We start from the raw sequence: 24,217 nt of genomic DNA on the forward strand, positions 1-24,217 counted from the left end.
TCAGGTTCCGGCCGCCAGCGCGGCCTCGACGGCGACCCGTCGCCGGTCGGGCCAGATGGCGAAGAGGGCCCCCAGCGCCACAATCGCGCCGCCGGTCCAGATCCACATCACCAGCGGATTGACGAAGACCCTGAAGGTGGCCGCCCGGGTCGTGGGGTTGTAGCCGAGGAGCGTCACGTACAGGTCCTCGTCGAGGGCGGTGCGGACGACCGGCGTGGCGATGGCGGTCGACGAGTTCGGGTAGTCACGCAGGGAGGTGGCGATCGGTCCGGCCTGCGGGCCAGACACCGTCAGCTCGGCGCGCGTCTCGATCACCCGCGGATCCGAGGCGAGCGGCTCGGTGACGAATTTGTCGTAGGTGAGGGTGTAGGAGCCGATCGAGAGGCTCTCCCCCAGCCCCAGGGTGGCGGTCCGGTCAGAACTGAGCGTGGCCGAGACCGCGATCGCCACCGCCATGACGCAGATCCCGACGTGAGCCAGGTACCCCCCATATCGGCGCCGATTGCGCGTCGCCAGGCGGAGCACGGCAAGGGGCGTCGGCTCGCCTCGGGATCGGGCGCGCGAACGGGCGCCGCGAACGACCTCGTCGCCCATCACCACCAGCACGAAGGTCGCCAGCCCCAGCATCCCGAGCGGCGCCGGGTCACGCACCCCCATGGCCCAGGCAGCGACCACCACCCCGACGCCCGACAGGATCGGGACGGCGAAGCGCTCCCGCACGGTCGCCCAGGACGCCCCGCCCCACGGCAGTGCCGGCCCGACCCCGGCCAGGAAGAGGAGCGCCACGAAGATCGGCGCGTTGACCCGGTTGAACCACGGCGCTCCCACACTCGCCTTCGCCCCGGTGGTCGCCTCGACCAGGACCGGATACAGCGTGCCGAACAGGACGGCGAAGGTGATCCCCAGGAAGAGCACGTTGTTGAACAGGAAGGCCGACTCACGGCTCACCACTCCTCCGGCAGGACGCCGGTCCCGCAGGTCGGGGAGGCGCCAGATGAGGAGACCCACCGCGACGCTCAGCGTGACCAGGATCGCGGAGGCGAACCACGCCCCGATCCCCGAGGTGGTGAAGGCGTGCACGCTGTTCACGATCCCGGAACGCGTCAGGAAGGTTCCGACCAGGGTCAGCACGAAGGTCGCGATCACGAGTGCGTGGGTCCAGGTACGGAGCGTGCCGCGCCGCTCGGCGACCATGCTGGAATGGATGAAGGCCGTCGCCGTCAGCCACGGCAGCAGGGCGGCGTTCTCGACGGGGTCCCAGGCCCAGTAGCCGCCCCAGCCCAGGACGGCGTAGCTCCACCAGGCACCGGCCACGATCCCGGCGGTGAGGAAGATCCATGGCACCAGGGTCCATCGGCGCACGACCGCCAGCCATTCCTCATCGGTGCGGCGCGTGATGAGGGCCGCCATGCCGAAGGCGAACGGGATCGCCATTCCGGTGTAGCCCAGGTACAGGAGCGGCGGGTGGAGCCCCATGAACGGGTGGTTCTGGAGGAGTGCGTTCGGTCCGTTTCCCTCGAGGCCGATGGGTGTCACCCGCACGAATGGGTCCCCCGCCCAGGCCATCACCGCGAAGAAGAAGGCCGTGCCAAGCGCCAGTGTCGCCCCGACCCACGGCATCAGGGCCGGCAGGCGGGCGCGATACCGATACAGGACCAGGCTCGCCCAGCCGCTGGCCAGCAGGGTCCAGAACAGGATCGATCCCTCGAGCGCCGCCCAGAGCGAGATGACTGAGTAGAAGGGCGGCGTGGTGGTCGCGTTGTTGCGCGCCACGTACAGGACGCTGAAGTCGTGGGTCAGCAGCGAGAGAACCATGGCCACGCAAGCGAACGCGACCAGTCCGAATGCGGCGTACATGGCGCGACGTGCGCTGGCCAGCGCCGCTGCATCGCCGCTGCGGCCGCCCAGGATGAAGACTCCGGCGGCATACAGGGTCGCCGCCAGCCCGATGATGACGACGAGGTGGCCGAGGGTCGGGATCACGAGCCGGGGTCGAAGGCCTGCGTCGGCAGCCCGCCCGCGGACGGGGCGACGTAGTTCTCGTCGTGCTTGACGATCACCTGGGTTGCCTCGAACACACCATCGGCCCGCAGCTCGCCCTCGACCACGGCGCCGATCCCCTCGCGGAACGATCGGGTCGGAGCAGCGGCCGCGTGGACCGAGATCTCCGTGATCCCATCAGTCAGGATGAAGCTCAGGTCCGGCGCCTCACCGGAGATGCTCCCCACCTTGACCAGGCCGCCGAGCCGCTCAGTCTTGCCTACCTCCGCCGGGCCGCGGGCCAGCAGCTCGGTCGGGGTCAGGTAATAGACCAGGGCGTTGCCGACGCTGCTGAAGGCCAGGTAGCCGATCACGCCGACCACCACGGCCACGCCGGCCAACAGGCCCCATCGGCGGCCACGCGGCGGCAGGGGCGGCAGGACCGGGCGAGCCAGGGTCATCTGGGAGCGTCGACGTCGTCGGTGCGCCGCATTGCGTCGCGGGCGATGCGCAGCCGGCGGGCAAGGAGGGCGGCGTACAGGGCGATCCCACCCAGGATCACGCCGTAGGCGGCGATCACGAAGCCGGCGTCGGTCATCTCGCGGGCTCCTCGACGGCTATCGTGCCAGGGGCCGTCTGGCGTGCAGCGAGGACCAGGCCGCGGCGGACATCCTCCTCGATCTGCCAATCGAGCCGCGCGAGCTGGTAGCGGCGGATGAGGAGATAGGCCCAGACCAGCGTGAACGCAGCGAGCATGGCCAGCAGAGCCGTCACGAACAGGAGCGGGGCGCTGGGATTCAGGATCTTTGACGGGTCGCCGATGGTCGGGCCCTGGTGCAGGCCGCGCCACCAGATGACGCTGAAGTGGACGATCGGGATGTCCACCGCCGCAATGAGTCCCACCACCGCGGCGCGCGCCGCACGGCGAGCAGGGTCATCGGTCAGGCGGCGCAGGAGGAGGTAGCCCACGTAGAGCGCCAGCAGGAGCGCGGTCGTCGTCAGCCGCGGATCCTCCCACTGCCAGAAGACGCCCCACACCGGCCGGCCCCACATCATCCCGCCCCAGATGGCGAATGCCGTGAACATGACCCCCACCTCGGCACCGGCCAGCGCCAGGGCGTCGAGTCGCATGTCGCGCCAGATGAGGTAGCCAAGGCCGGCCAGCGCGGTGACGCCGAACGAGGCGTACGCCAGCCAGGCCGATGCGACGTGCACGTACATGATCCGCTGGGCATCCCCCTGGTTGAGATCGGCGGGCACGATGAAGAGGCCGTTGATGGCTGCCCCGATGACGGCGGCCAGCGCCACGAACCCCACGATGCGAGTCTTCATCAGTCCTCCAGCAGGAAGCCGTAGGTGCCGGCTCCGACCACCAGCATGATGACGTCGAACGCAACGAGCAGCTGGAGCCAGGATCCCAGCTCCCCCAACGGGTCGCCGCCCAGCGAGGCCGCCGTCGCCTTGACGGCGGCCAGGAGGAGCGGTGCCACGACCGGCAGCATCAGGAGGGGCAGCATCACCTCCCGGGCGCGCATGCGAACCGTCAGTCCGGCGTAGGCGGTGCCGATCGCCGCGAAGCCGATGGCGCCCAGCACCACGGCAACGAGGAGCGGGAGCCAGGCCGCACCGATCGGGATGGCATACAGGATCGCCACCACCGGCAGCAGGAGGCCTCCGAGCACGAGCATGGCCGCCGCCCCGGCCAGGGCCTTGCCGGCGTAGATCGCACGGCGGTCGACCGGGTACAGGGCGAGCTGCTCGAAGGCGCCGTCATCGGCCTCGAGCTGGTGCAGGCGCGCCATGGTGAGCAGCCCGCCGAAGACGATCGCCAGCCACAGGAGGCCGGGCGCCGCATCGGCCAGGCGCTTCGAGTCCGGCCCCAGCGCAAAGCCGAACAGCAGCAGGACGAGCGCTGCAAAGAAGAGGGTCGAGCCGGCCGCCTGGCGGCCGCGCAGCTCGGAGATCGCATCCTTGCGGGCGATCGCCACCGCCACCGCCAGGCCCCGCCGCAGGTCGTTCATCGGTCCATCCCGACGACGGCCATCCGCGGCCGAGGCGAGCCACCCACCGGTCCTGCAGTGACGCCTGCGCCGCTCACCTCAGCCAGCAGCCCGCCCTCGAGTCGCACCGTCGCGTCGGCCAGGCTGGCCACGCGATCTGCCTGGTGCGAGGCGACCATCACCGTCACCCCGGCCTCCTTCCACAGGCCGACGAGCTGATCGACGAGCGCCATCCCTGCACCGTCCAGGGCGGCGTGCGGCTCATCCAGCAGGAGCAGCGAGGGCCGCGCGACAAGGATCCTCGCCAGAGCGAGGCGCTTGCGCATGCCGGCCGAGAAGGTCCGCACGCGTTGCGCGGCAACCGCCTCCAGGCCGACCGTTGCCAGGGCCTCGCCGGCGACTCCGTGACCCTCCCGCTCCCCCCAGCCGAACATGGTGGCCGCGAAGCGGAGATTCTCCTCGGCGGTCAGGTCGTCGTAATGAGCGGTGGCGTGCGACAGGTACACGACGCGGGCACGCACCTGCTCGGCGTCACGCAGGGCATCGATACCGTCGATGGCGAGCGTTCCGTACGAGGGGTGGATGGCCGTGGCCAGGATCCGCAGCAGGGTGGTCTTGCCCGCCCCGTTCGGTCCGAGCACGGCGACGGTTCGGCCCATCTCGACCGTCAGCGAAACGCCGGCGAGCGCGGCGCTGCGACCAAAGAGGCGCGCAAGCTCGACGGTTGCGACCGCCGGGGGAATGGTCCCGAGCGTCCCGGCGAGCCGGGGCGCGACGTAGATGGTGGTCTGCGGCATGCTCGACGGCGCGGGGCGGATGATGGACGGAGGCTGAGTGTGCGGCCCGGCCCTGATGCCGTCAACTCAGGCGACAGACCGAAATCGGCGATCATGAGGCATGCTTCGCCAATCAACCGCCAACGACGTCGACCAAGGGTCGCTGAAGCCAACCCGCGGTCGCGGGTGGGCAGCTCTCGCCGCCATCGGTCTCGCGCTGGTGGCCTGCTCAGGCCCGGCAGCGAGCGTCGCGCCATTCGCGGCGGGGCAATACCCGGGCTGGCCGGGCAGCGGCACGATCGTCGGCAACAGCGACTTCATCCCGGTCGTCGTTTCGGAAGAGGTGGGGACTGGCCACAGTCGGGTGTTGATCACGCTGCTGGATAAGGCAGGCCGCACCCTCGCGGCCCCGTCGGTTACGGTCGACCAGCGCTTCTATGACCTGGCTGCCAGCACGGAAGCGCCCGTCAGCGAGACGACGGGCATCTTCCGCTGGCTGATCCCCGATGCGAAGGCGATCTACTCGTCCTACGCCGATTTTGCCCGCGCCGGGGATTGGGGCATGGAGGTGACCGCACACGAATCGGGGAGGCCGGATCGCACGGCTCGCGTGATCTTCTCGGTGCGGGAGTCAACGGCGACGCCTGCCGTGGGGGCAGACGCGCCGCCCTCCGACACGCTGACCGCGACGGATCCGGCGGCGCTCATCGCCATCTCCACCGACGAGGATCCAGACCCACGCCTCTACACGCTGTCGGTCGAGGATGCGATCGCCGCCGGCACGCCATTCGTGCTCACCTTTGCCACGCCGCTCTTCTGCACGAGCGGCACCTGCGGTCCGGCGCTCGACCTCGTCAAGCAGGTGATGCCCGATTACATCGGGCGGGTGAATTTCCTCCACGTCGAGCCGTATCTGCTGGAGCTGATCGATGGGCGACCGCAGCCGGCGCTCGACGTGACCGGTCAACTACAAGCGGTCCGGGCGGCGGTGGAGTGGGGCCTTCCCACCGAGCCGTACGTGTTCGTGGTGGATTCCGAAGGCAAGGTCGCCGCCAAGTTCGAGGGGATGGCATACCCCGATGAGCTGAGCGCCGCCCTGGACGCGATCCTCCACTGACGCGCCGACTCGAGTAGCACGTTGCTACTGCAAAAGGTTGCAGTAAGCCTCTGACGCCGCCTAGAATCGGCGCGGAGGAACCGATGGTCGACAGCGCGCTGCGTCTCCTGCGGACGGCCGGCCCGGTCCGGAACCGAATCGTCCGGATGTACGCGTTCCTCATCGCCTTCAATGTCGCTGCCTGGGCCGTGGCCCTGTACGCCTCAATCTCCTACCCGATCCTGCTCCCCACGGCGTTCCTCGCCTACACCTTCGGCCTGCGCCACGCGGTCGACGCGGACCACATCGCGGCCATCGACAACACCACCCGCAAGCTGATGCAGGACGGTCAGCGGCCGGTGGCGGTGGGCTTCTTCTTCTCGCTCGGGCACTCGACCGTGGTGGTGGCGCTGGTGGTGGTGATCGCCCTCTTCGCGTCGGTGATCATCGACATCCCCGCCCTGCAGGAGATCGGCAGCCTGATCGGCACGAGCGTGTCGGCGGCGTTCCTCCTGCTCATCGGCATCATCAACCTGGTCGTCCTGATCGACATCTACCGCATGTTCCGGCGCGTGGCGCGCGGTGGCGCCTACAACGAGGCCACCCTCGAGGAGTTCCTCAACGAGCGCGGCCTGCTGGCGCGGCTCTTCCGACCGATGCTGCGCGTGATTCGCAAGAGCTGGCACATGTACCCGCTGGGGGTGCTCTTCGGCCTCGGCTTCGACACCGCGTCCGAGGTGGCGCTGCTGGGCCTGGCGGCAACCTCCGGCGCCAGCCATGTGCCGATCGGCTTCATCCTGGTCCTGCCCGCCCTCTTCGCGGCCGGCATGTCGCTGGTCGACGCAACCGACGGGGTCATGATGCTGGGGGCCTACGGCTGGGCCTACGTGAAGCCGATCCGCAAGCTCTACTACAACCTGAACATCACCCTGGTGTCGGTGCTGATCGCCTTCGCCATCGGCGGGATCCAGGTCATGTCGATCGTGGCGGAGCGATTCGAGCTGCACGGTGGCCTCTGGGATTTCGCGCGCGACCTTGATTTCGGGATCATCGGCTTCGGGATCGTCGCCATCTTCGTGGTCAGCTGGACCGCCTCCAGCCTGATCTACCGCTGGAAGCGATACGACTCCCTGCCGATCACGACCACACCGGGGAGCGACGCCTAGCCTCGAAGGTGGGTCCTACCCCTATCGGAAGCTGGTGCCGCGCCACTATGCTCCGGACGTGCCCATCACCAGCCGCCCGCTGGCGTCGATCGTTGGAACTGCCGCCCTGGCGACTGCCGTGTTGTTCGGCAGCCTGGCGACAAGCCCGCCCTGGACTGCAGCGGCCGGCGCGACCCTCCCGGCCTGCGCCTACAAGGATGTGCTGACGCCGCTGCGCTCCTACACCGTATGGCGGACCACGCTCCTGGACACGACCTACATGCTCCCCTCCACGTACTACCCCGGCGACCTGGTGAGCACCAGTGGCGCGGGACTCAACAGCGGCTACGGCGTCCGCAGCCTGGTGATCACGGACCTCAAGGCGATGGCCACCGCGGCCAAAGGCGCTGGAGCCCCCCTCGCGGTGCAGAGCGCATTCCGCTCATACGCCACCCAGGCCTCCACGTTTTCCTACTGGGTGAGCGTCGCAGGCTACTCGCAAGCCCTCCTCACCAGCGCCAGGGCCGGGCATTCGGAGCACCAGCTCGGGACCTCGATCGACTTCCGATCCTCAGGCGGCTCCGCGCCGTGGAACTACACCGACTGGGCTACCACCGCCACCGGCAAGTGGCTGGCCGCCAACGGCTGGCGATACGGATTCGTCATGAGCTACCCCAAGGGGAAGCAGGCGCTTTCTTGTTACGCGTACGAGCCGTGGCACTACCGGTACGTCGGTCGCGTTCAGGCCAAGCAGATCCACGACTCAGGGCTGACCAGTCGCGAGTGGCTGTGGAGGTCCGGTACCGCGGCGGCATTGGTGGTAACGAACACCTACTCGCCGGCCCACAAGGTGCTCTTCGCGGCCGGCACCTACACTGGTGTGAAGTTCGACGGGCTCGGTGCGGTGGTCGCCTCGCAGAAGGTCGCGCTCGCCACCGGTTCGTCGGCATATGCCAGCAAGCGCGTGACCGTCTACGGCACTCCATACCTGTTCATGAGCACCGGCGCCTGGGCCGGCTACTACATCCGGCAGTCAACGGGCGTCACCCTGACCTAGCCTCGATTGACCCTCCACGGGGGCGGTGCTATCGTCCGCCGCCTGATGATGGACCCCGCCCCGCACGCTTCGCTGCACGCGTCGTCGCCCCGGGCGCCCCATCGCTCGCGCGCCGAGCGCCGCGCAGCTGCCCTGCGCAGCGAAGGCGCCGCGACCGCCGCCCTCAACGTCCTCGGCCAGAAATGGGTAATGCGCATCGTGCGGGTCCTCGGGGAGCGAACGCAGCGCTTCTGCGAGCTGCAGGACGCACTCGGCGGTGCCAACTCTGCGACCCTTTCACAGCGCCTCAAGCTGCTCGAGGACGAGGGCCTGGTGGACCGCACCATGGTCTCCGAGGTGCCGCCGTGGGTCGAGTACTCCCTCACCACCAAGGGATCGGACCTGCGTCGCGCGATCGTGGGGATCGACCGCTGGGCCGATCGCTGGGCAGCGAGCCAATGAGCCATCCGGTCGCCGAGGAGCGACCCGCCGAGCACGGTGACGCCCTCAACCTGATCCGCAGCGCGATCGCCGAGGCCCCGGGCACCGAGGCCGCCGCACAGCGGGCGGTGGAGCTGCTCCACGACCGCTTCGCGCATTACGACTGGGTCGGCATCTATTGGCTCGACCCCAACGGCACCGAACTGGTGCTGGGGCCGTGGATCGGTCCTGAGGCGACCGAGCACACCCGCATCCCGATCGGTGTCGGGATCTGCGGAGCCGCCGCGGCATCGGGCCAGACGGTGATCGTCGACGACGTGGATGCCGATCCGCGCTATCTCGCCTGCTTCAGCACCACGCGAAGCGAGATCGTGGTCCCCATCTTTGCCGACGGGCAGGTGGTCGGTGAGATCGACATCGACGGCGATGACCTGGGCGCCTACGACCAGACCGATGCCATCTTCCTGGAGGAGATCGCCGCGCTCCTGGCTCCCCTTCGACCGAGGGACGCCTAGCCGCGTAACCCGCGGCGTATCGGAGATGAATGGCCACCCCTGACCAGAAGCCCGATCCTCGCACCCGCTTCGAGGCGATCTACGACGAGAACGTCACCCCCATCCACCGGTTCATCTACGCGCGGGTGGGCAACCGTCCGGATGCCGAGGACCTGACCGGGCAGGTGTTCATGCGCGCCGTCGAGCAGCTCGACGTCGACCGGCCGACGCCCCAGATCTCCGCCTGGCTGTATCGCGTCGCGCAGAACGCCGTGGCCGACTACTGGCGCGCGTTCTACCGCCTCCCGCAGATCGGTGTCGAGCAGGTTGCCGGCGCCTGGGAACCGGTCACGCCCCAGCCGAACCCGCATGCCGACGCCGATGCCGACCGCGCGGAGACGGCGGTGCGACGCCTCTTGAATCGGCTCCCCGACCAGTACGCGCGGGTCCTCGAGCTGCGCTTCCTGCATCGCCTGTCGGTGGCCGAGACCGCCGGCCGGATGGGGATCAGCCACGGCAACGCCAAGGTCCTGCAGTACCGCGCCCTGCGCAAGGCGGCGCTCCTGGTGGAGACCGATGGCTGAGGAAAGCAACGAGGCGCCCGCGGCGCTCGATCGCTTCATCGACACCCTGCTCGAGGGTGGGCGCCCCGCACCTGATGGCGCCGTCGGCGACGAGGCGCCGATGGCCCGCCTGGCCGCCGAGCTGGCCGCCGCGGGCGACCCCACCCGTGGCGTGCCCGATCCCGCGTTCGTCGAGCAGCTGCGGCTGCGAATGCGCGACGCGGACGCCGGGATCACCTCGGTCCAGGGCTGGGCGCTGCCCGCTGGCGCTGCGCTTCATCGGATCCAGCTGACGCGGCGCGACGTGCTGCGAGTTGGGCTCGGAGCGGCCGCCGGCCTGGCGGCTGGCGCTGGCGTCATCACAGTCCTGCGACCCTCCGGCCCCGCGCCGCTGACGGGCAACGGCCGTCCGCTGGTGCGCGACGGGCAGTGGGTCGCTGTGGCCACACTGGCCGACCTGCCGGAGGGTGCCGCGGTCCGATTCAGCACCGCCGCCTTCGACGGGTATATCGTCAATGACGCAGGAACCATCCGCGCGCTCAGCTCGGTCTGCACCCACATGGGGTGCACCCTCGCCTATCGGCCGGAGTGGCAGGACCTGCGCTGCCCCTGCCACGGCGCCAGCTTCAACCTGGCCGGACAACTCGCCAACGGCGCCGACGGCTGGTCGTCCGGCCGCGGCTACCGGGGTGACGCGCAGGCCTACCCGATCGACCTGCCGCCGCTGGTGCGCCCGAAGGTCAAGGTCTCCGGCGAGACCGTCCTCGTCTGGACGGTAAAGGCCTAGCCGGTCACCAGCTGGAGCAGGTAGCCGATGATGTACGGCACCGCCAGCGCCACCACCACCGTGGTCAGCGCCAGCCCCACGTAGAGCAGGTACCGGAGGTTCGGCGGGGCAGGGCGCGCAGGTGGGGGCGTCATGCGATGCGCCAGGTGCGTCGGCCGCCGCGGCCGCTGGTGCTCGTATGCGTGCGGATGGGTCTCGCTCATGTCGCGTTTCAGCCTAGCCGTTCCACACCTGCCACGATCTCACGAAGTCGCGCATGGCGCGCTTCACGATCCGCTGCGTATCGCTCGATCGCCGCGAGGATATGACCCGGCCCCAGGTGCGCCTCGTCCATCACCTCGTCCACCGTGCCGCCGGTGCGCCAGCGGTTGTCCCAGTCCGACGAGAGGGAGTAGTCCTTGGCGATCGGCCCTTCGACGAAATCGGTCATCAGCTTGAAGGCGCGGTTGGTGATGGCCATCCCGCTCCACTTGTCTGAGTCCGAGCGGATGCTCGCCTGGTAGGCCGCCTCCTGACGACGGAAGAGCTGTGGAGAGATGCAAGCGACGATGCGCACGTTGATGCCCCGCTTGTCGAGCTCGGGCAGCGTCTTCACCACGTTGGCTGTGGTGACCGTGCCCTGTACGTAGACGGTGCCGGCAGACGGCGTGCCAGCAGCCACGTCGCGGAGCAGGTACGCCCCGCGCGCCGCTTCGAAGTGCGACGCCATGCCAAGCGCCGCGCGGTCCGGAATGTCCACCGTCGGACGCGTCAGGTGCAGAGCGACGATCGGCACATCGGTCGCCAGCGCAGCGGCCAGGACGACCGGCACCTCGTTGTATTCCCAGGGGTGCAGATCGATGACGTGCCCCTCCGGGAAGAGCTGCGTGACCCCGGTCTCGTAGATGCCGAAGTGCGTCCGCGAGTCCTCGGCAGTCTCCGGTCCGGAGTGCCCGGCCACCCAGATCACCCTGCCGACCTTCAGCTCGCAGTCCTGGGCGAGCTGGGAGAAGAGTCGCATCGGCCCGTACTTGAGGTAAGAGAAGGAGCCGTAGGTCGAGCAGGCGGCCCAGAATCCGTTGAAGGAGGACATCGGGTCATCCGCCAGGTTGACGGTGGCGATCCCGACCGTCACGCCGGAGTTCGTGAACTCGGTGATCTGCTGTGGCAGCAGCGCGCCGCGCGGATTGGTGTCGCGCTGGTACCAGCCCCAGCCGGGCATCTCGCCGAAGTCCTTGGCGAAGCCGGCGATGTTGGTCGACTCGGCCAGGTCCGCCGAACAGACGATGAAAAGCGGCCGGCCATATTTCGCCCTGGCGTAGGCGTTGACCCACGAGCCCCAGGTGGCCAGTGCGGACCGGTTCGCGGCCTTCTCGCCCGGTGGCTTCCACATCTCCGCTGGGTATGCCTGCGCGTCCGTCAGGCGCGGGTCGGCGAAGATCTCGGCGCCGCGGCCGCCCAGGTTGAAGCCGTCGACGTGATCGGGAACCAGCCCGGCGACCTCGACCAGCCGGTCGCTGATCGCGTCAACCAGCGCTGTGTTTGAGCGCAGGACGCCCATCGCCACCCCGAAGTTGTGACGGGCCTGAGCCTGCTGCTCTTTCGCGTCGGTGGGGGCAGGCTCGTCCACTCCTGCGTACTCGACTCCGTGACGGGCCATGAACTCCTTGCGCACGGCCCAGAACTCGGGCGAGTTCATGAGGTGCGGCGTGCCGTGGCTCTTGTTGTCGTACTTGCCGTAGCCGCGCCCCTTGCGGGTCTTGAACCAGGCGACCGATGGGACCCGATCCGGGTTTTCGCCCCGCGCCGCCTCCAGCACCGCGCGCGTCACAGGTCCCCACTCCGAGCCTTCCGTGGTCCCGGTCACGCGCCAGGAGTAGGCGTTGAACCAGGTCTCGGGGGTGCCGGGGACCACGCTCGAGATGGCCGGGTCGTCGATCCCGTAGTCGTTCCAGTCGAGCAGGAAGACGAGATTGTTGAGCCCCAGCCCCCAGGCCGAGTTTCGCGTCTCGTGGCTGGCGCCGGGAGTCAGGCCACCCTCGCCTTCGACTGTGAAGACCTTGACCTCCTCCGCGCCCGCCAGCTTCAGGGCGATGGCCTCTCCGGCGGACGGCGGCTGGCCGTGACCGGAGGGCCCGGTGTTGAACTTGATGAAGAGGGTCTTGCCCTCCATCTCGGCGTGGCCGGGGAGCCCGCCCCGGCGGCGCAGCTTGAGCAGGTCCTCCCAGGTGAGCGCCCAGCGGCCGTCATCGGGGAAGGCGAAGGATGGGTCCGGATCGCGTTCGGCCCGGGCGCGCAGCACCTCGTTGAGCACGGCCAGCGTCGCGTACACCAGCGGCACGGTGTGGCCGGCCGACAGGACGAACCGATCCGCGAACGGGAGCCAGGGCCTGCGGATGTCCCAACGCATCGCGCCCGAAAGGAGCAGCGACAGGAACATGTGGACCTTCGATCGCGAGCCGCCGGGATGCCCACTCTGGCGGTAGTTGAGCGCCAGGTCGATCGCCTCGTCGATGATCTCCCTGACCGCGTCCCACTGCTCGAACGAGGGGACCGCCTCGTCGTAGAGGCGATCTGCCGTCCGCTGCTGGATGGTGGTCATTGGTCTGGCTAGGCCGATGCGCCGACGAGCTCGCCGGTCCGCTCCAGCTTGACCAGCGACTCGCCGACCCGCTCCAGCGCGGCCGTGATCTTCTCGCGCGAATTGGCGTAGCTGAAGCGCAGGTAGCCCTCGCCGAATTTGCCGAAGGAGGTCCCGGAGAGGCCGCACACCCCCGCGTCGTAGAGCAGGTGGTCTGCGATCTCGTTGCTGCTGCGACCGAACGAGCTCAAGTTCGGGAAGGCGTAGAAGGCACCGTGGGGCATGACGCAGCTGACGCCGGGGATGGCGTTGAAGCCGTCGATGATCAGCGAGCGCCGGGCGTTGAACTCGGCGCGCATCGCATCGGCCTCATCCTGCGGCCCCGTGAGTGCGGCGACTGCGCCGGCCTGCGCAAAGGCGTTGGTGCAGCTGACGCTGTTGATCACGAGGCGGCTGAACGATGGCAGGAGCCAGTCGGGCACGATCCCGTAGCCGAGCCGCCAGCCGGTCATGGCGAAGGTCTTGGAGAAGCCATCCAGCGTGATCGTTCGCTCCGCCATGCCGGGGAGCGTCGCAATCGAAAGCGGCTCGCCCTCGTACTGGAGTCGGCCGTAGATCTCATCGGCCAGGACGACCAGGTCGTGCTCGACCGCGATTCGCGCGATCTCGCGCACGTCCTCCTGGGTGAGGATCGAGCCGGTCGGGTTGTGGGGCGAGTTGGTGACGATCATCCGGGTTCGATCGGTCACCAGGGATGCCACCTCGGCGACGTCCATCCGGAAGTCGTTCGACTCGCGCAGCGGCGCCGGCACGGCCACCCCGCCCACGTACCTGGCCATGCTCTCGTAGATCGGGAAGCCGGGGTTGGGGTAGATGACCTCGTCGCCCTCGTTGATAAGGGCGAGCATGGCGTAGAACATGATCGGCTTGGCGCCGGGGGTGACCACCACCTGGTCGGCCGTCGCTTCGATCCCCTTCCAGCGCTTGACGTCGGCGGCGATCGCCGCTCGCAGCGGCGCGATCCCGGTCGCCGCGGTGTAGTGGGTCATCTTCTCGTCGAGGAGGGCGTGGCTCGCGGCCTCGCTGACGTGGCGCGGGGTGTCGAAGTCCGGCTCGCCGATCTCCAGGTGGATCACGTCCCGTCCGGTCGCCTCCAGCGCCCGGGCGCGCGCAGCAGCCTCGAAGGCGGTCTCGGTCCCGATCCGCTCCATGCGGCTGGCAAGCTTCACGCGTCATGCCTCGTTGCGAGGTGGGAGATGAGTGTACTTATGCGGTCGCGGGCGCGAGGGTTGCGCCTGTCAACCGGGGTTGACAGATCGTGGTGCTGTCAACGAAGGTTGACGCGTGAACGACGTGCTGAAGATTCCCTCAGCCGACGACCCCGCCGAGGCACTCGCGGCCGTGGTCTCCCTCCGCCGCCTCGCCGAGCAGCTGGAGCGCGCCGCCGTGGCGCGCGCCGTGGAGCAGTGGTGGACCTGGGCGCAGATCGCCGAGGCCCTCGGGGTCACACGACAAGCAGCGCACAAGCGCCACGCTCGCCCACGCCGCGGGCCGGGCTGAAAGGAGACAACATGCCGGTTGGCAGACTCATGAACGAGTTTCAGACCATTCGACAGCTGCTCGAGGGAGCCGAGCGCCTGGCCAACGAGTCAGGCGAAGCACTGCCCGGGCCGGAGCATCTCCTGCTCTCCGCTCTGGCCCTGCCCGATGGCACCGCTCGTCAAGCGTTTGAGCGCCTGGGTGCTGACCCCGATGGACTGGAGGCAGCGATTGCAGGCCAGCATGCCGACGCGCTGCGTGCCGTCGGGATCCAGGTGGACGGGGACGGGCCCGTAGTGCCCGCGCCCGAGCCGCGGGGCGTCTTCCATTCGATGCCATCCGCACAGGCGGCGTTCCGCCGAGCCGTCGAACTGAGCAAGGCCTCGAAGCCAAGGCGCCTCCTGGGAGCACACGTCGTGCTCGCCATCACGGAGACCGGGCGCGGGACGATGGTCAGAGCGTTGGATCGGATGGGAGTGAATCGCGAGGAGCTCGCGGCGGCAGCACGTGAGGAACTGGCACCGGCAGTGGGGTGACGCGACCCTCCCCCGATCGGGCCATTGCGGTCATGACAGGCACCGCTGCTATACTTTCGAAGCGAACTTTCCGAGCGACGCGGCGCACACCGCGCCAGAGGAGAAGACCGATCCCATGACAATGACCGAATCGACGCCGCAGACAGCACCATCGGCTCCGCCGGCCGCCCCCGCACAAGCCGTTGAGCTGCTGGTCAGCATGACCGACGCCGCCGCCGTCAAGGTGCAGGAGCTGCGATCACGCGAAGGCAAGGCCGATGCGGCTCTGCGCCTCTTCGTGAAGAGCGGCGGATGCTCGGGCTTCAGCTACGGCCTGGCCTTCGACGACAAGATCGCCGAGGACGATCGGGTCGAGGACCACGCCGGCGTGCCGATCGTGATCGACGCCTTCAGCGCCCAGCACGTGGCCGGCGCGGAGATCGACTATGTCGACTCGCTGATGGGCTCCGGATTCGCGATCAACAACCCAAACGCGGTGAGCAGCTGCTCGTGCGGGCAGTCCTTCAACACCGATGGCTCCCCCGCCAAGGCAGGCGGCTGCCACTAGTCCTCTCTCCTCTCTCGCGCCCAAAAGCCCCGGCCCAAAAGCCGGGGCTTCTTCGTGCCGTGGATGGTTACTACTCATAAGTGGTAATGGACGCTGGGGCTTTTTCGTTGCCCGCGTTTCATACCAACTCCATTGGTACATCGGCGCGTCAATCCGGATGCCGCGCCTCTGAACCGGCTCTGAGCCTGCCGGATGCACGCGCGCACCAGTCACATTGGTAACGCGACGCATGGACCCCTGCAAAAGCGCGGATGTACCGGTGTCATTGGTAAGTGGCGCCAGGTAGCCCTCGTTAGCTTGAGGCGAGCGCCCAGACCTGGCGCGCGCCGGTGACGCCCTTCAGCTCGTGAGTCCCGCGATCGTCGAACCGCAGGTCTGAGTCCGCCACCAGCTCGTGCGTGGTGCCCGAAACCAGCACCTCGCCCGGGGCGGCGAGCGCCATGACCCGGGTTACGATGTGAACGGCCACCCCGCGAACGTTGTCGGGGATGAGCTCCACCTCGCCGGTGTGCACCCCGCAGCGCAACCGCAACCCCAACTGAGCGGCCAGCTCGCTGGTCGCCGCCCCGCAGCGGACCGCGCGCTCGGCACCGTCGAAGAGGGCGATCAGCCCGTCGCCGGTATTGGCAACCACCTTGCCGCGGAACTTGTCGATCTGGCGTCGGCTATCGGCGTTCAGCTCGGCCAGCGTCGTGCGCCAGGCAGCCGGACCGACGCGCTCGGCGGTCGCCGTGGAGTCGACGATGTCGGTGGCGACCAGCGTGCCCAGGATCCGCTCGCTGCGTCCCGCCGCAGGCAGGGCAAACGTGCGCATCCCGGCGAAGTCGTATTGAATCACCGGCTCGTCACCCACAACCCAGGCGTCGTGGCCGGGCAGGATCTCGAACAGCATCCCCGGGCTGACCTCCATCTCCAACCCTTCGGGGGTGATGTAGTGCAGCGTCCCCTCGATGATCAGGCCGAGGTGGTGGTATTCGCACCACTCGGTCTGGGCAATCGGCCTGACGTCCTTCGACCATCGCCAGCCGGGCTCAAAGGTGATGCGCCCGACCACGAAGTCGCCCAGGTTCCAGATATCCGTTCGACCGTTGGGAATCGTCCGCGTTTCGTCGGGCATGTCCAGGGACTTGCGCTGCATGCTGCCCATCGGCCTACTCCCCGGAACCGTCGTCTTCGAAGACCGATGCCCCGGCGACCACGGCCCGCTCCTGGCCACCGCCCAGCGCCGACGGCAGGGGGCGCGGCAGATCGGGGATCGGGACGAAGCGGTCGACCAGTGAGCGGGTGCCGGCAATCCCGAGCTTGTCGAAGAGGAGCCCGAACTTGGCGCGAAGATTCGCGCCGATCTGCTCCTGCGCATCGGCCGGCAGCGACCACAGCGCCCGCTTGAACGGCCCGATCGCCTTCTTGCGCGTCTTGTACAGGAACTGCTCATCGGTCTCGCCGGGCTTGCGCTCGTCGTCACAGTTGGCGAGGCACCAGGCCATCATCTCGGCGCGGAGTGCATGGGGCAGTCCGTCGCCGTCGTACAGGATGTTCTGGAAGCCGGTCGCCAGGTGGATCTCGGCCGTGCCGTTGGCCGGGAAGTGGTGAAACGCGTCCTCGGGCAGGGTGCTCGCCCCGTGCTGGACGGCGCCGGCCAGACCGTACTCGTCGCGAGCTACGGTGGAGAGGCGCTTCATGGTGTCGAAGTCGATCTTGACCTGTGCCACGCTGCCGTCGGGCAGAACCACGCCGCCGTGGCTGGTCCCGGTCTGGATGCTCACCTTGCTGATCCCGGCCAGACCCGAGCCGTGCAGCATCCCGAAATAGCCGTCCAGGTATGCGCGCAGCTCCTCTTCAGTCGAGTTGGCCTTCCCGACCTCACCGATCTCGCCGCCGATGCTGATGGTCATGCCCTCTGGCTCGATTGCGCGAACCAGCGCGGTCAGCTCGACCGTGTTGGCCACGTTCACGAGCTGCTCAGCGGAAGCGGTCGGCTGGGAGAGGTCGACAAGCGTGCTGCTGTCGATGTCGATGTTGCAGAAGCCGGCCGCCACCGCCTCGCTGGTGACCTGCTTGAGGCCGGACATCTCCGTTCCCGGGTCGGCCGCCCACTTGGTGGCGTTGAACTGGAAGTGGTCGCCCTGGAGGAACACGGGGCCGATCCAGCCCGACCGGATGGCGGCGGCGAGGATGACCGCGGTGTACTCGGCGGGGCGCTGGTCGGTATAGGCCATCTCGGACTTGGCGATTTCGAAGATGACCGCACCCGCGTCACGCTCCAGCGCGACCGCGAAGGCCTGACGTGCGGTCAGGTACGCGGCGGCTCGAACGTTGATTGCCGGCACTGTGAACTTGGTGGCGGGGAACTCGCCGCGCCCGCGGGCCATGTACAGCTCGTGGATGCTGGCCGACCCGCAGCCGAGCGACTGCGACGCGCTCCAGATGAGCCAGCGCGCAGAGTCGCGGACCGCCTCATCCGGGTTGAAGACGGCATCCTCGACGAGCCCGTCGATCGACTCGCCCCGGAAGCGCGTGTCGTCGTCAACGAGGAGGCGGGTTCCCTGGACACGGGCGATGCCGTCCAGGCCGCCAAGCAGGTCGTGCGCGCTGGCCACGCTCATGCGGCCATGCTAGCGGAGCGCCGAGACGATGGTGAAGGCGAGGAGGGGCGCGATTGGCAAGCCCACCGCGACGGCCAGCAGGTACCAGTCTCGAGCGGCGGTCGCGTCGGCCACGCCGCGTCGCGCGAGGCCCGTCACCCAGGCCAGGACCGCCGTCAGGCCACCGACGTACAGGGCGGCGCCGAGCCCCAGCACGCCAAGCGTGAAAGGCCGGAGCGTGACGCAGTCGCCCAGCGCAAGCGGTCCTCCGGGTGGGCAGGGCGATGCCAGCTCAATGCCGATGAGCGCACCCGCGCCGACCGCGATGACCAGCGACCAGGCGAGATGGGCGAGCAGCAGCCTCGGGATGGCGGTGGGCGGACTAGCCGCCGGATCTCCAGGCGGCTGCGGCTGCCGCTGCAGCCTGGGCCTCACGTCGCGTGATGCGGCGGTACTCGAAATAGAGGTAGGCCAGCCCCATCGCCCCTCCGCCGGCGGCGATGGCACCCAGCGCCAGCGCCTGGAGGTTGAACGCTAGAGGGATCAGGCTGCCGCCGGCGAGGTTGAAGAGCATGAACGGAATGATCAGGAGCACCAGCGCCACGTACTGCAGGAAGTCCAGGAAGCGGATCAGCGACCAGGCGAAGCCGCGACGGCCGCGAGCGGCCTGGGTCCACAGGGCGAGGATGAGGAGCAGGGTGAAGGTCGGCCCGCCGATCAGCACCACCGCCACCAGGAAGCCGACGTCCGGGTCGAAGCCCAGGTACAGGGTGGTGATGGTGTTGGCGTAGTTGGGGATGTAGCCGAGCACGAAGTAGATGAACAGGAAGAGCGGCACGCCCTTGAGCAGCGCCACCAGCCAGGTCTCGCTGCCGTAGAGCATCCAGCTCATGAAGTCATCGATGTCGCGCGCAACGCGGGAAATCAGGTCGCGCCGCGGCGGGACGCTGTACGCGCTGCTCACGAACGGCTCACTGCTTCTGGCTCAGCAGGAAGGTGATCAGCGCCTGCATGGCCGATGCGCTGATTCTCCCCTCCGGATGCACCGGCATGCCGGTGGCGATGCCGTCGTTGTAGTTCACCGCGGAGTCACGAATCCAGCGCTCCAGGAAGTTCGTGGGATCGGCGAGATAGTCCGCCTCCAGCTGGTCGAGGTGGCTGATCGGCGTTGGCAGGTCGGTGACCGGCTCGTTGCCGATGTTGAGCAGGCTCGGCCCGACCCCGCCCGACAGGTCCGCAGCGTGGCAGCTTCCGCAGCCGGCGTCGACGTAGACCTTCTGGCCCGCTTCGACCGTGTTCGGGATCTCTTCGTCCGGCTGAGACCCGGCCTCCAGCGCCCACGTCTCGACCAGCGCGGTGAGCGCGTCGATCTGGTTGACGGTCAGCGCCCCGCCGACCTCCGTGCTCCAGGCAGGCATCGGCGAGTTGACGTCACCGGACACGACCACCCCGCCGAAGCGGATCACCAGGTTGACGTAGTCGGGCGGGTCGCCGGGCTTGCGAATCTCGGTGAATGATCCGCCGGCCTGGGCCTTGAGCTTCTCGTAGATGCTCTTCGAATGGAGGTTGGGGGCAAGCCGCCCGGTCGTTCCGACCTCACCGCCCGTCCCGTCCGGCCCGTGGCAGGCGGCGCAGTCGGCCGTATGGTCGTTCTCCGGCGTGACGGGCCCGAACATCTCCTCCCCGTACGCGACGAGCTCCTCGTTCTGGGTCTGGTACTCGTCTTCGCGACGGGCGGTATCGGTCAGCCAGTAGAAGGCGGTGAACAGCGACAGGGCGCTGATCAGGACGATCCCCAGGGTCTTGATGCGCATCGATCAGGCCGCGCAGTGCGGGATATTGTCGGTGTTGCGGTTGTCGAAGGTAGCGGTGCCGATCGGCGGTCCGGCCACGATCGCGCTGGTGTCGACCTCGTAGACGCCCGCGGTCAAGGTCACTTCGAAGCGATCCATCCCGCGCGGCGCCGGTCCCGCGCGCTTCTCGCCAATGATGTTGTACTTGCTGCCGTGGCACAGGCACTCGAACCAGAGGCTCTGATCGCACAGCGGCGGAATGTTGCAGCCCAGGTGCGGGCACTTCCGGTACAGGGCCAGCACATTGTCTCCGGGGTCCGCGACCGTCTCGTTGGTGCCGCTGACCATGGACTCCGACGCCGGCACGTTGATGAAGAAGATGCGAGCCTTGCTGAAGCCGAACGGCTGTCCGCTGGCCCAGGTCGGCTGCGTGCCGGCGATGTCGGCCGCGGAGCCGATCGTGAACTTGCCGCCCAGCCCGCTGCGCACGTTCGGCCACAGGAAGTTGACGCTGCCGGCCAGGAACTCGATCGACAGGATGCCGGTTCCCACCCAGAGGATGCGGCGCATGAAGCTGCGCCGGCTCATCTCCCCGACCGGAGCCGCCGGGACCTCGCCGTAGGTAGGAAGGTGGCTCATAGGGTGAAGTAGAGCCCATCCCACGGCCAGACCCAGTTCCAGCCGGGGCCGCGGAAGAAGGAGCCGATGAGCGTGATCAGCAGGCCGCCGACCATGAGCGACAGGAAGAAGACCCAGGCCGTCTTGCGGTCGCGAGCTGCTTTGTAGGGCGAGCGGTCGATGTACGGAATGACGGCCAGCCCGACCAGGTACAGGGTCGGCAGCAGGACGCCGCCGACGGTGGCATTGAAGTACGAGAGCAGCTCCTGCAGGCCGAGGAAGTACCACGGGGCCTTGGCGACGTGCGGGGTGACGCCGGCGTTCGCCATCTCCTCCAGCGGCGCGTGGATGAAGACCGAGGCCACGACGAGCAGAACGCTGATCAGCAGCGCCATCAGGAACTCAGCGCGCAGCAGGTGCGGCCAGGTCAGGACGGTCTCATCGGGCCTCTTGTCGACGCGAACCATCGACTCCTGCTTGACGTAGGCCAGCAGGCGGAAGCGCTCGGTACCCGGCACGCCGGGCGGGCCGGGGAGCTTGGGCCCACGGTCGCGCTCGACCGCCGGGAGGCGCGGCGCCTGGGTGGGGGCGGTCTTGTCAGCGGTGGCGTTCGGCCGCTTCTCGATCGTCATCGGTTCACTGCGCCTTTCAGACGGGGCCCGAGACGCCGCCGTCCTTCCGGATCCTCCAGAAGTGGACGACCAGGAGGATGGCGACGATCAGCGGGAAGGCGATGACGTGCATGACGTAGAACCGGATCAGCGTCCCCTGACCGACCTCCACGCCTCCGAGCAGGATGAAGCTCGACTCCTGGCTGAGCAGTGGCGCGTAGGTCGCCATCTGGGTGCCGACCGTGATCGCCCAGAACGCGATCTGGTCCCAGGGCAGGAGGTAGCCGGTGAAACTGAGCCACAGGGTGCAGAAGAGGAGGACGACGCCGATCACCCAGTTGAACTCGCGTGGTGGCTTGTAGGCACCGTGGTAGAAGACCCGGATCATGTGCAGGAAGACGGTCAGCACCATGAGGTGTGCGCCCCAGCGATGCATGTTGCGCACGAACGTGCCGAAGGCGACCGAGTTCTCGATCGAGAGGATGTCCTGGTAGGCGCGGGTCACCGACGGCACGTAGAAGAACATCAGGTACACGCCCGTCACGGTCAGCACCAAGAAGAGGAAGAAGCTGACCCCGCCGAGGCAGAAGGTGTAGGTGTAGCGCACCGCATGCTTCTTGACCCGAACCGGGTGGAGGTGCAGGAAGACGTTGTTCATGACCGCCAGGGCGCGAGTGCGGCTGGTGGTGGGATACGGCTGGCGGAAGAGGCTGCGCCACACCGACGACTCCCTGACGACCCGCATGAGGTCGCCGGGGCCGGGGAAGGTCATCGCTGGACCGCCATGCCGGCCTCCTGGCCGATCTGACCCAGCACGTTGTCCTTGTAGCTCTCCAAGAGCACCTTCCCGTCAGGCGTGAGCCGCTCGAGCTCGAGTCGGTCCATCGTGATGCAGTTGGTCGGACACCGCTCGACGCAGAGGTTGCAACGGATGCAGCGCTCCTCGTCGATGATCATGGCAATCCCGCGCGGCCACGACTGGAAGAGGTCGATCTCCGGGTCGTCGCCGCCGACCTGCGCCTTGTCGATCATGTAGATCACGCCCTCGGGGCAGACATCGGCGCAGAGCCCGCACAGGATACAGCGGGGCCCATCGATGTTGATGTTGTGGTTGCACTGCAGGCAGCGCTGCCCCTCGGCGATGGCGCTCCGCGTGTCATAGCCGACCTCCACCAGGCTGGTGAAGTCGCGTCGCAGCTCCGGCGGCGCCATCGGGATGTGCTGGCGCTGGATCGCCTCGTACTTGTCCGGCATGTCGTGCTCGAGCACCTGGGTCACCACCGCGCGGTTGATCACCGGCAGCTCGACCAGCTCCTCGCCGCGTACGCCGAGGAGCCAGCGGTCGACCGCTCGCGCCGTGCGGCGGCCACGCCCCGCCGCCTCGATGATGGTGGCGGGGCCGGTCACGAAGTCGCCGCAGGCGAAGATCCCCTCGACATTGGTCTGGAAGGTGTCCGGCTCGGCCACCACGTTGCCGCGGCTGAGCTCGAACTGGAGGGCGTTGTATTTCTTGCCATCGGGGCCCACCGGCGTGGTCCCGTTCAGCGGCGGAGTCCGCCACGACGAGACCGATCCGCCCGGCACGAACTCGCGCGTGTCGGTCACTCCCAGGTGCCGGTTCAGCTTGGCGCCGTACTCGCCCAGCACGTTGTTGTCGGACGCCTGGCTGGTGCACGGGATGACCATGTCGCAGGGGATCGTGAACTCGCTGCCGGGGATCGGCTCCGGGCTGCGCCGGCCGCTGGCATCCGGTGGGCCGAGGCGCGTCCGCTGGAAGGTGATCCCGGCCACCTTGCCGTCCTTCTCGACGATCTCGACCGGCGACGAGAAGAACTCAAAGCGGACCCCTTCGAAGCGGGTCTCGTGCTGCTCCTCCTCGTCGACCACCATCTCCTCCGGGCCGCGGCGGTAGACGATGGTGCTGGTCTTGGCGCCGATTCGCAGCGCGGTGCGCGAGGAGTCCATGGCGGTATAGCCGCCACCCACCACCACGACGTGCTCGCCGACCCACTGCTCCTCGCCCAGGTTGGCGCGCTTCAGGAAGTCGACGCCGTAGATCACGCCGTCGATCTCCTCGCCGGGGACGTTCATGGCGACGGGGTACATGCACCCGGCCGACACCACCACCGCATCGTGCCGCTCCCGCAGCTGGTCGAGGGTGATGTCGCGGCCGACCTCGACGTTGTAGTGGAAGTCCACGCCGTGCTTGGCGACCCAGCTGACGTCCAGCTCGATCACGTCCCTTGGAAGCCGGAACGCCGGCACGCCGATGAGGCAGGTTCCGCCACCCGACGGCAGCGCCTCGTAGATGTCGACCTTGTGGCCGTAGCTGGCCAGCTCCTTGGCAACGGTCAGCCCGGCCGGGCCGGCGCCGATGACGCCCACGGTCTTGCCGGTCGGGGAGGCGGTCACGATGTTGTCCGGCATGTTGTTGCTGTAGTGCCAGTCGACCAGGAAGCGCTTCATGGCGCGGATCGAGAGCGGCTTGTCGATGTCAGCCCGTCGACAGGCCTTCTCGCAGGGCGCGCTGCACACGTAGCCGCAGATGGCGGCGACCGGGTTCGGGTCGCGCGCCAGGATGTAGCCCTCCTCGAAGCGCCCCTCGGCGGCAAGCATCAGGTAGCCACGGCAATTCGTGTTGACCGGGCAACCTTCCTGGCATTCGATGTTGCACTGAAGCCAGTCGACGCCGACTTCGGCGGTCTGGAACCTCAGTGGAATGGCGTTGGCGGAGATCACTGGCACCGTCGTAGAGCGGGTTCCACCACGAGTTGCCGAGGCGAGTGAGCGGCGCACCGATGGTATCCGTCGCGGAGAGTAGGTGTCAAAGCAACGGGAGGGAGCGGGATACGTTCAGCGAGGCTGCCGGCGTGCGCTGCGCAAAAGGCTGATCAGTCCGGCACCGGCCAAGAGCGGTGCCATGAGAAAGACAAGGAGCATTGATGCGATGTACGCGGCCGCCGGCAGCGGACTTTCCGGCCCTGACGTCCAGGCGAGCGGAGCCGTCAGCATCAACATGGCGACGCTGCCCAGGTATGCACCAACCGCGAGCGCCAGCCAGGTCCACCACTTCATGCGCAGATGGTAACCGCCGGTGACGCCCACTGTGC

At 68.3% G+C, this 24,217-nt stretch carries 29 protein-coding genes; 10 read left to right on the forward strand and 19 right to left on the reverse strand.

Translation table 11 applies throughout. From position 1 onward, the window contains the following. From WEB29_09365 to ccmA, 6 genes are read right to left on the reverse strand one after another with little or no spacing between them, the layout of a single operon-like run. Entirely contained in the window at positions 1-1,983 is a 1,983-nt protein-coding gene (locus WEB29_09365; protein ID MEX2137136.1) for a heme lyase CcmF/NrfE family subunit, read from the reverse strand. After that, positions 1,980-2,441 (reverse strand): cytochrome c maturation protein CcmE, encoded by a 462-nt coding sequence (locus WEB29_09370; protein MEX2137137.1) that lies wholly within the window; start codon positions 2,439-2,441, stop codon positions 1,980-1,982. Before WEB29_09370 ends, WEB29_09365 begins: the two co-directional genes overlap by 4 nt. Then, the gene (locus WEB29_09375; GenBank protein ID MEX2137138.1) at positions 2,438-2,578 is read right to left on the reverse strand and encodes a hypothetical protein; all 141 of its coding nucleotides are present in this window, start codon (positions 2,576-2,578) and stop codon (positions 2,438-2,440) included. Before WEB29_09375 ends, WEB29_09370 begins: the two co-directional genes overlap by 4 nt. Continuing rightward, the gene (gene ccsA, locus WEB29_09380; GenBank protein MEX2137139.1) at positions 2,575-3,312 is read right to left on the reverse strand and encodes a cytochrome c biogenesis protein CcsA; all 738 of its coding nucleotides are present in this window, start codon (positions 3,310-3,312) and stop codon (positions 2,575-2,577) included. Before ccsA ends, WEB29_09375 begins: the two co-directional genes overlap by 4 nt. Beyond that, on the reverse strand, positions 3,312-4,001 hold the full coding sequence (locus WEB29_09385; GenBank protein ID MEX2137140.1) for a heme exporter protein CcmB: 690 nt from the start codon (positions 3,999-4,001) through the stop codon (positions 3,312-3,314). Before WEB29_09385 ends, ccsA begins: the two co-directional genes overlap by 1 nt. Beyond that, the gene (gene ccmA / locus WEB29_09390) at positions 3,998-4,777 is read right to left on the reverse strand and encodes a heme ABC exporter ATP-binding protein CcmA (GenBank protein ID MEX2137141.1); all 780 of its coding nucleotides are present in this window, start codon (positions 4,775-4,777) and stop codon (positions 3,998-4,000) included. Before ccmA ends, WEB29_09385 begins: the two co-directional genes overlap by 4 nt. A 100-nt stretch (positions 4,778-4,877) precedes the next feature. Here ccmA and WEB29_09395 point away from each other — a divergent pair, with 100 nt between their 5' ends. The 7 genes from WEB29_09395 to WEB29_09425 all read left to right on the forward strand — a co-directional run bounded on the left by WEB29_09395 (position 4,878) and on the right by WEB29_09425 (position 10,318). Continuing rightward, positions 4,878-5,873: a hypothetical protein gene (locus WEB29_09395; GenBank protein MEX2137142.1), complete on the forward strand. Its 996-nt coding sequence runs from the start codon at positions 4,878-4,880 to the stop codon at positions 5,871-5,873. Positions 5,874-5,956: 83 nt separating this feature from the next. Next, a complete protein-coding gene (locus WEB29_09400; protein ID MEX2137143.1) occupies positions 5,957-7,018 on the forward strand; it encodes a HoxN/HupN/NixA family nickel/cobalt transporter in 1,062 nt (353 codons plus the stop codon). 58 nt (positions 7,019-7,076) lie between these two features. Next, complete coding sequence (locus WEB29_09405) at positions 7,077-8,054, forward strand: M15 family metallopeptidase (protein MEX2137144.1); 978 nt, start codon at positions 7,077-7,079, stop codon at positions 8,052-8,054. A 45-nt stretch (positions 8,055-8,099) separates the two neighbouring features. After that, positions 8,100-8,495, forward strand: a complete 396-nt coding sequence (locus WEB29_09410; protein ID MEX2137145.1) for a helix-turn-helix domain-containing protein — start codon at positions 8,100-8,102, stop codon at positions 8,493-8,495. Continuing rightward, positions 8,492-8,989: a GAF domain-containing protein gene (locus WEB29_09415; GenBank protein MEX2137146.1), complete on the forward strand. Its 498-nt coding sequence runs from the start codon at positions 8,492-8,494 to the stop codon at positions 8,987-8,989. The genes WEB29_09410 and WEB29_09415 overlap by 4 nt, the downstream gene beginning before the upstream one ends. Positions 8,990-9,018: 29 nt before the next feature. Further along, positions 9,019-9,552 (forward strand): sigma-70 family RNA polymerase sigma factor, encoded by a 534-nt coding sequence (locus tag WEB29_09420; GenBank protein MEX2137147.1) that lies wholly within the window; start codon positions 9,019-9,021, stop codon positions 9,550-9,552. Further along, on the forward strand, positions 9,545-10,318 hold the full coding sequence (locus WEB29_09425) for a Rieske (2Fe-2S) protein (protein ID MEX2137148.1): 774 nt from the start codon (positions 9,545-9,547) through the stop codon (positions 10,316-10,318). The genes WEB29_09420 and WEB29_09425 overlap by 8 nt, the downstream gene beginning before the upstream one ends. Here WEB29_09425 and WEB29_09430 read toward each other — a convergent pair. From WEB29_09430 to WEB29_09440, 3 genes are read right to left on the reverse strand one after another with little or no spacing between them, the layout of a single operon-like run. Continuing rightward, on the reverse strand, positions 10,315-10,521 hold the full coding sequence (locus WEB29_09430) for a hypothetical protein (protein MEX2137149.1): 207 nt from the start codon (positions 10,519-10,521) through the stop codon (positions 10,315-10,317). The two genes, WEB29_09425 and WEB29_09430, sit on opposite strands and share 4 nt — an antisense overlap. Positions 10,522-10,529: 8 nt before the next feature. Further along, the gene (locus WEB29_09435; GenBank protein ID MEX2137150.1) at positions 10,530-12,899 is read right to left on the reverse strand and encodes a transketolase; all 2,370 of its coding nucleotides are present in this window, start codon (positions 12,897-12,899) and stop codon (positions 10,530-10,532) included. Between the two features lie 8 nt (positions 12,900-12,907). Beyond that, the gene (locus tag WEB29_09440) at positions 12,908-14,107 is read right to left on the reverse strand and encodes a pyridoxal phosphate-dependent aminotransferase (protein MEX2137151.1); all 1,200 of its coding nucleotides are present in this window, start codon (positions 14,105-14,107) and stop codon (positions 12,908-12,910) included. 115 nt (positions 14,108-14,222) lie between these two features. Here WEB29_09440 and WEB29_09445 point away from each other — a divergent pair, with 115 nt between their 5' ends. From WEB29_09445 to erpA, 3 genes are all read left to right on the forward strand, one after another. Then, a complete protein-coding gene (locus WEB29_09445) occupies positions 14,223-14,438 on the forward strand; it encodes a leucine zipper domain-containing protein (GenBank protein MEX2137152.1) in 216 nt (71 codons plus the stop codon). Between the two features lie 11 nt (positions 14,439-14,449). Further along, positions 14,450-14,953 (forward strand): Clp protease N-terminal domain-containing protein, encoded by a 504-nt coding sequence (locus WEB29_09450; GenBank protein ID MEX2137153.1) that lies wholly within the window; start codon positions 14,450-14,452, stop codon positions 14,951-14,953. 115 nt (positions 14,954-15,068) lie between these two features. Continuing rightward, positions 15,069-15,500, forward strand: coding sequence for an iron-sulfur cluster insertion protein ErpA (erpA, locus tag WEB29_09455; protein MEX2137154.1), 432 nt, complete (start codon positions 15,069-15,071; stop codon positions 15,498-15,500). Positions 15,501-15,792: 292 nt separating this feature from the next. Here the strand turns inward: erpA and WEB29_09460 are convergent, their stop codons facing one another. The 10 genes from WEB29_09460 to WEB29_09505 form a co-directional block, all read right to left on the reverse strand. Next, positions 15,793-16,638, reverse strand: coding sequence for an adenylate/guanylate cyclase domain-containing protein (locus WEB29_09460; protein ID MEX2137155.1), 846 nt, complete (start codon positions 16,636-16,638; stop codon positions 15,793-15,795). A gap of 13 nt (positions 16,639-16,651) precedes the next feature. Then, positions 16,652-18,106 (reverse strand): class II fructose-bisphosphate aldolase, encoded by a 1,455-nt coding sequence (locus tag WEB29_09465; GenBank protein ID MEX2137156.1) that lies wholly within the window; start codon positions 18,104-18,106, stop codon positions 16,652-16,654. 9 nt (positions 18,107-18,115) lie between these two features. Then, complete coding sequence (locus WEB29_09470; GenBank protein ID MEX2137157.1) at positions 18,116-18,520, reverse strand: hypothetical protein; 405 nt, start codon at positions 18,518-18,520, stop codon at positions 18,116-18,118. Further along, positions 18,468-19,049: a hypothetical protein gene (locus tag WEB29_09475; GenBank protein ID MEX2137158.1), complete on the reverse strand. Its 582-nt coding sequence runs from the start codon at positions 19,047-19,049 to the stop codon at positions 18,468-18,470. Before WEB29_09475 ends, WEB29_09470 begins: the two co-directional genes overlap by 53 nt. Positions 19,050-19,056: 7 nt before the next feature. Then, positions 19,057-19,899 carry a cytochrome c gene (locus WEB29_09480; protein MEX2137159.1) on the reverse strand — a complete coding sequence of 281 codons (843 nt, stop codon included), beginning with the start codon at positions 19,897-19,899 and terminating at the stop codon, positions 19,057-19,059. Between the two features lie 3 nt (positions 19,900-19,902). Continuing rightward, the gene (locus WEB29_09485; protein ID MEX2137160.1) at positions 19,903-20,517 is read right to left on the reverse strand and encodes a Rieske 2Fe-2S domain-containing protein; all 615 of its coding nucleotides are present in this window, start codon (positions 20,515-20,517) and stop codon (positions 19,903-19,905) included. After that, positions 20,514-21,128, reverse strand: a complete 615-nt coding sequence (locus tag WEB29_09490) for a menaquinol oxidoreductase (GenBank protein MEX2137161.1) — start codon at positions 21,126-21,128, stop codon at positions 20,514-20,516. Before WEB29_09490 ends, WEB29_09485 begins: the two co-directional genes overlap by 4 nt. A gap of 16 nt (positions 21,129-21,144) precedes the next feature. Continuing rightward, positions 21,145-21,879, reverse strand: a complete 735-nt coding sequence (extP, locus tag WEB29_09495; GenBank protein ID MEX2137162.1) for a selenite/tellurite reduction operon b-type cytochrome ExtP — start codon at positions 21,877-21,879, stop codon at positions 21,145-21,147. Then, a complete protein-coding gene (locus tag WEB29_09500) occupies positions 21,876-23,846 on the reverse strand; it encodes an FAD-dependent oxidoreductase (GenBank protein ID MEX2137163.1) in 1,971 nt (656 codons plus the stop codon). The genes extP and WEB29_09500 overlap by 4 nt, the downstream gene beginning before the upstream one ends. 114 nt (positions 23,847-23,960) lie before the next feature. Further along, complete coding sequence (locus WEB29_09505) at positions 23,961-24,182, reverse strand: hypothetical protein (protein ID MEX2137164.1); 222 nt, start codon at positions 24,180-24,182, stop codon at positions 23,961-23,963. Between the last annotated feature and the right edge of the window lie 35 nt (positions 24,183-24,217).

This window comes from Chloroflexota bacterium, from assembly GCA_040902225.1.
GTDB lineage: Bacteria > Chloroflexota > Limnocylindria > QHBO01 > QHBO01 > CF-167.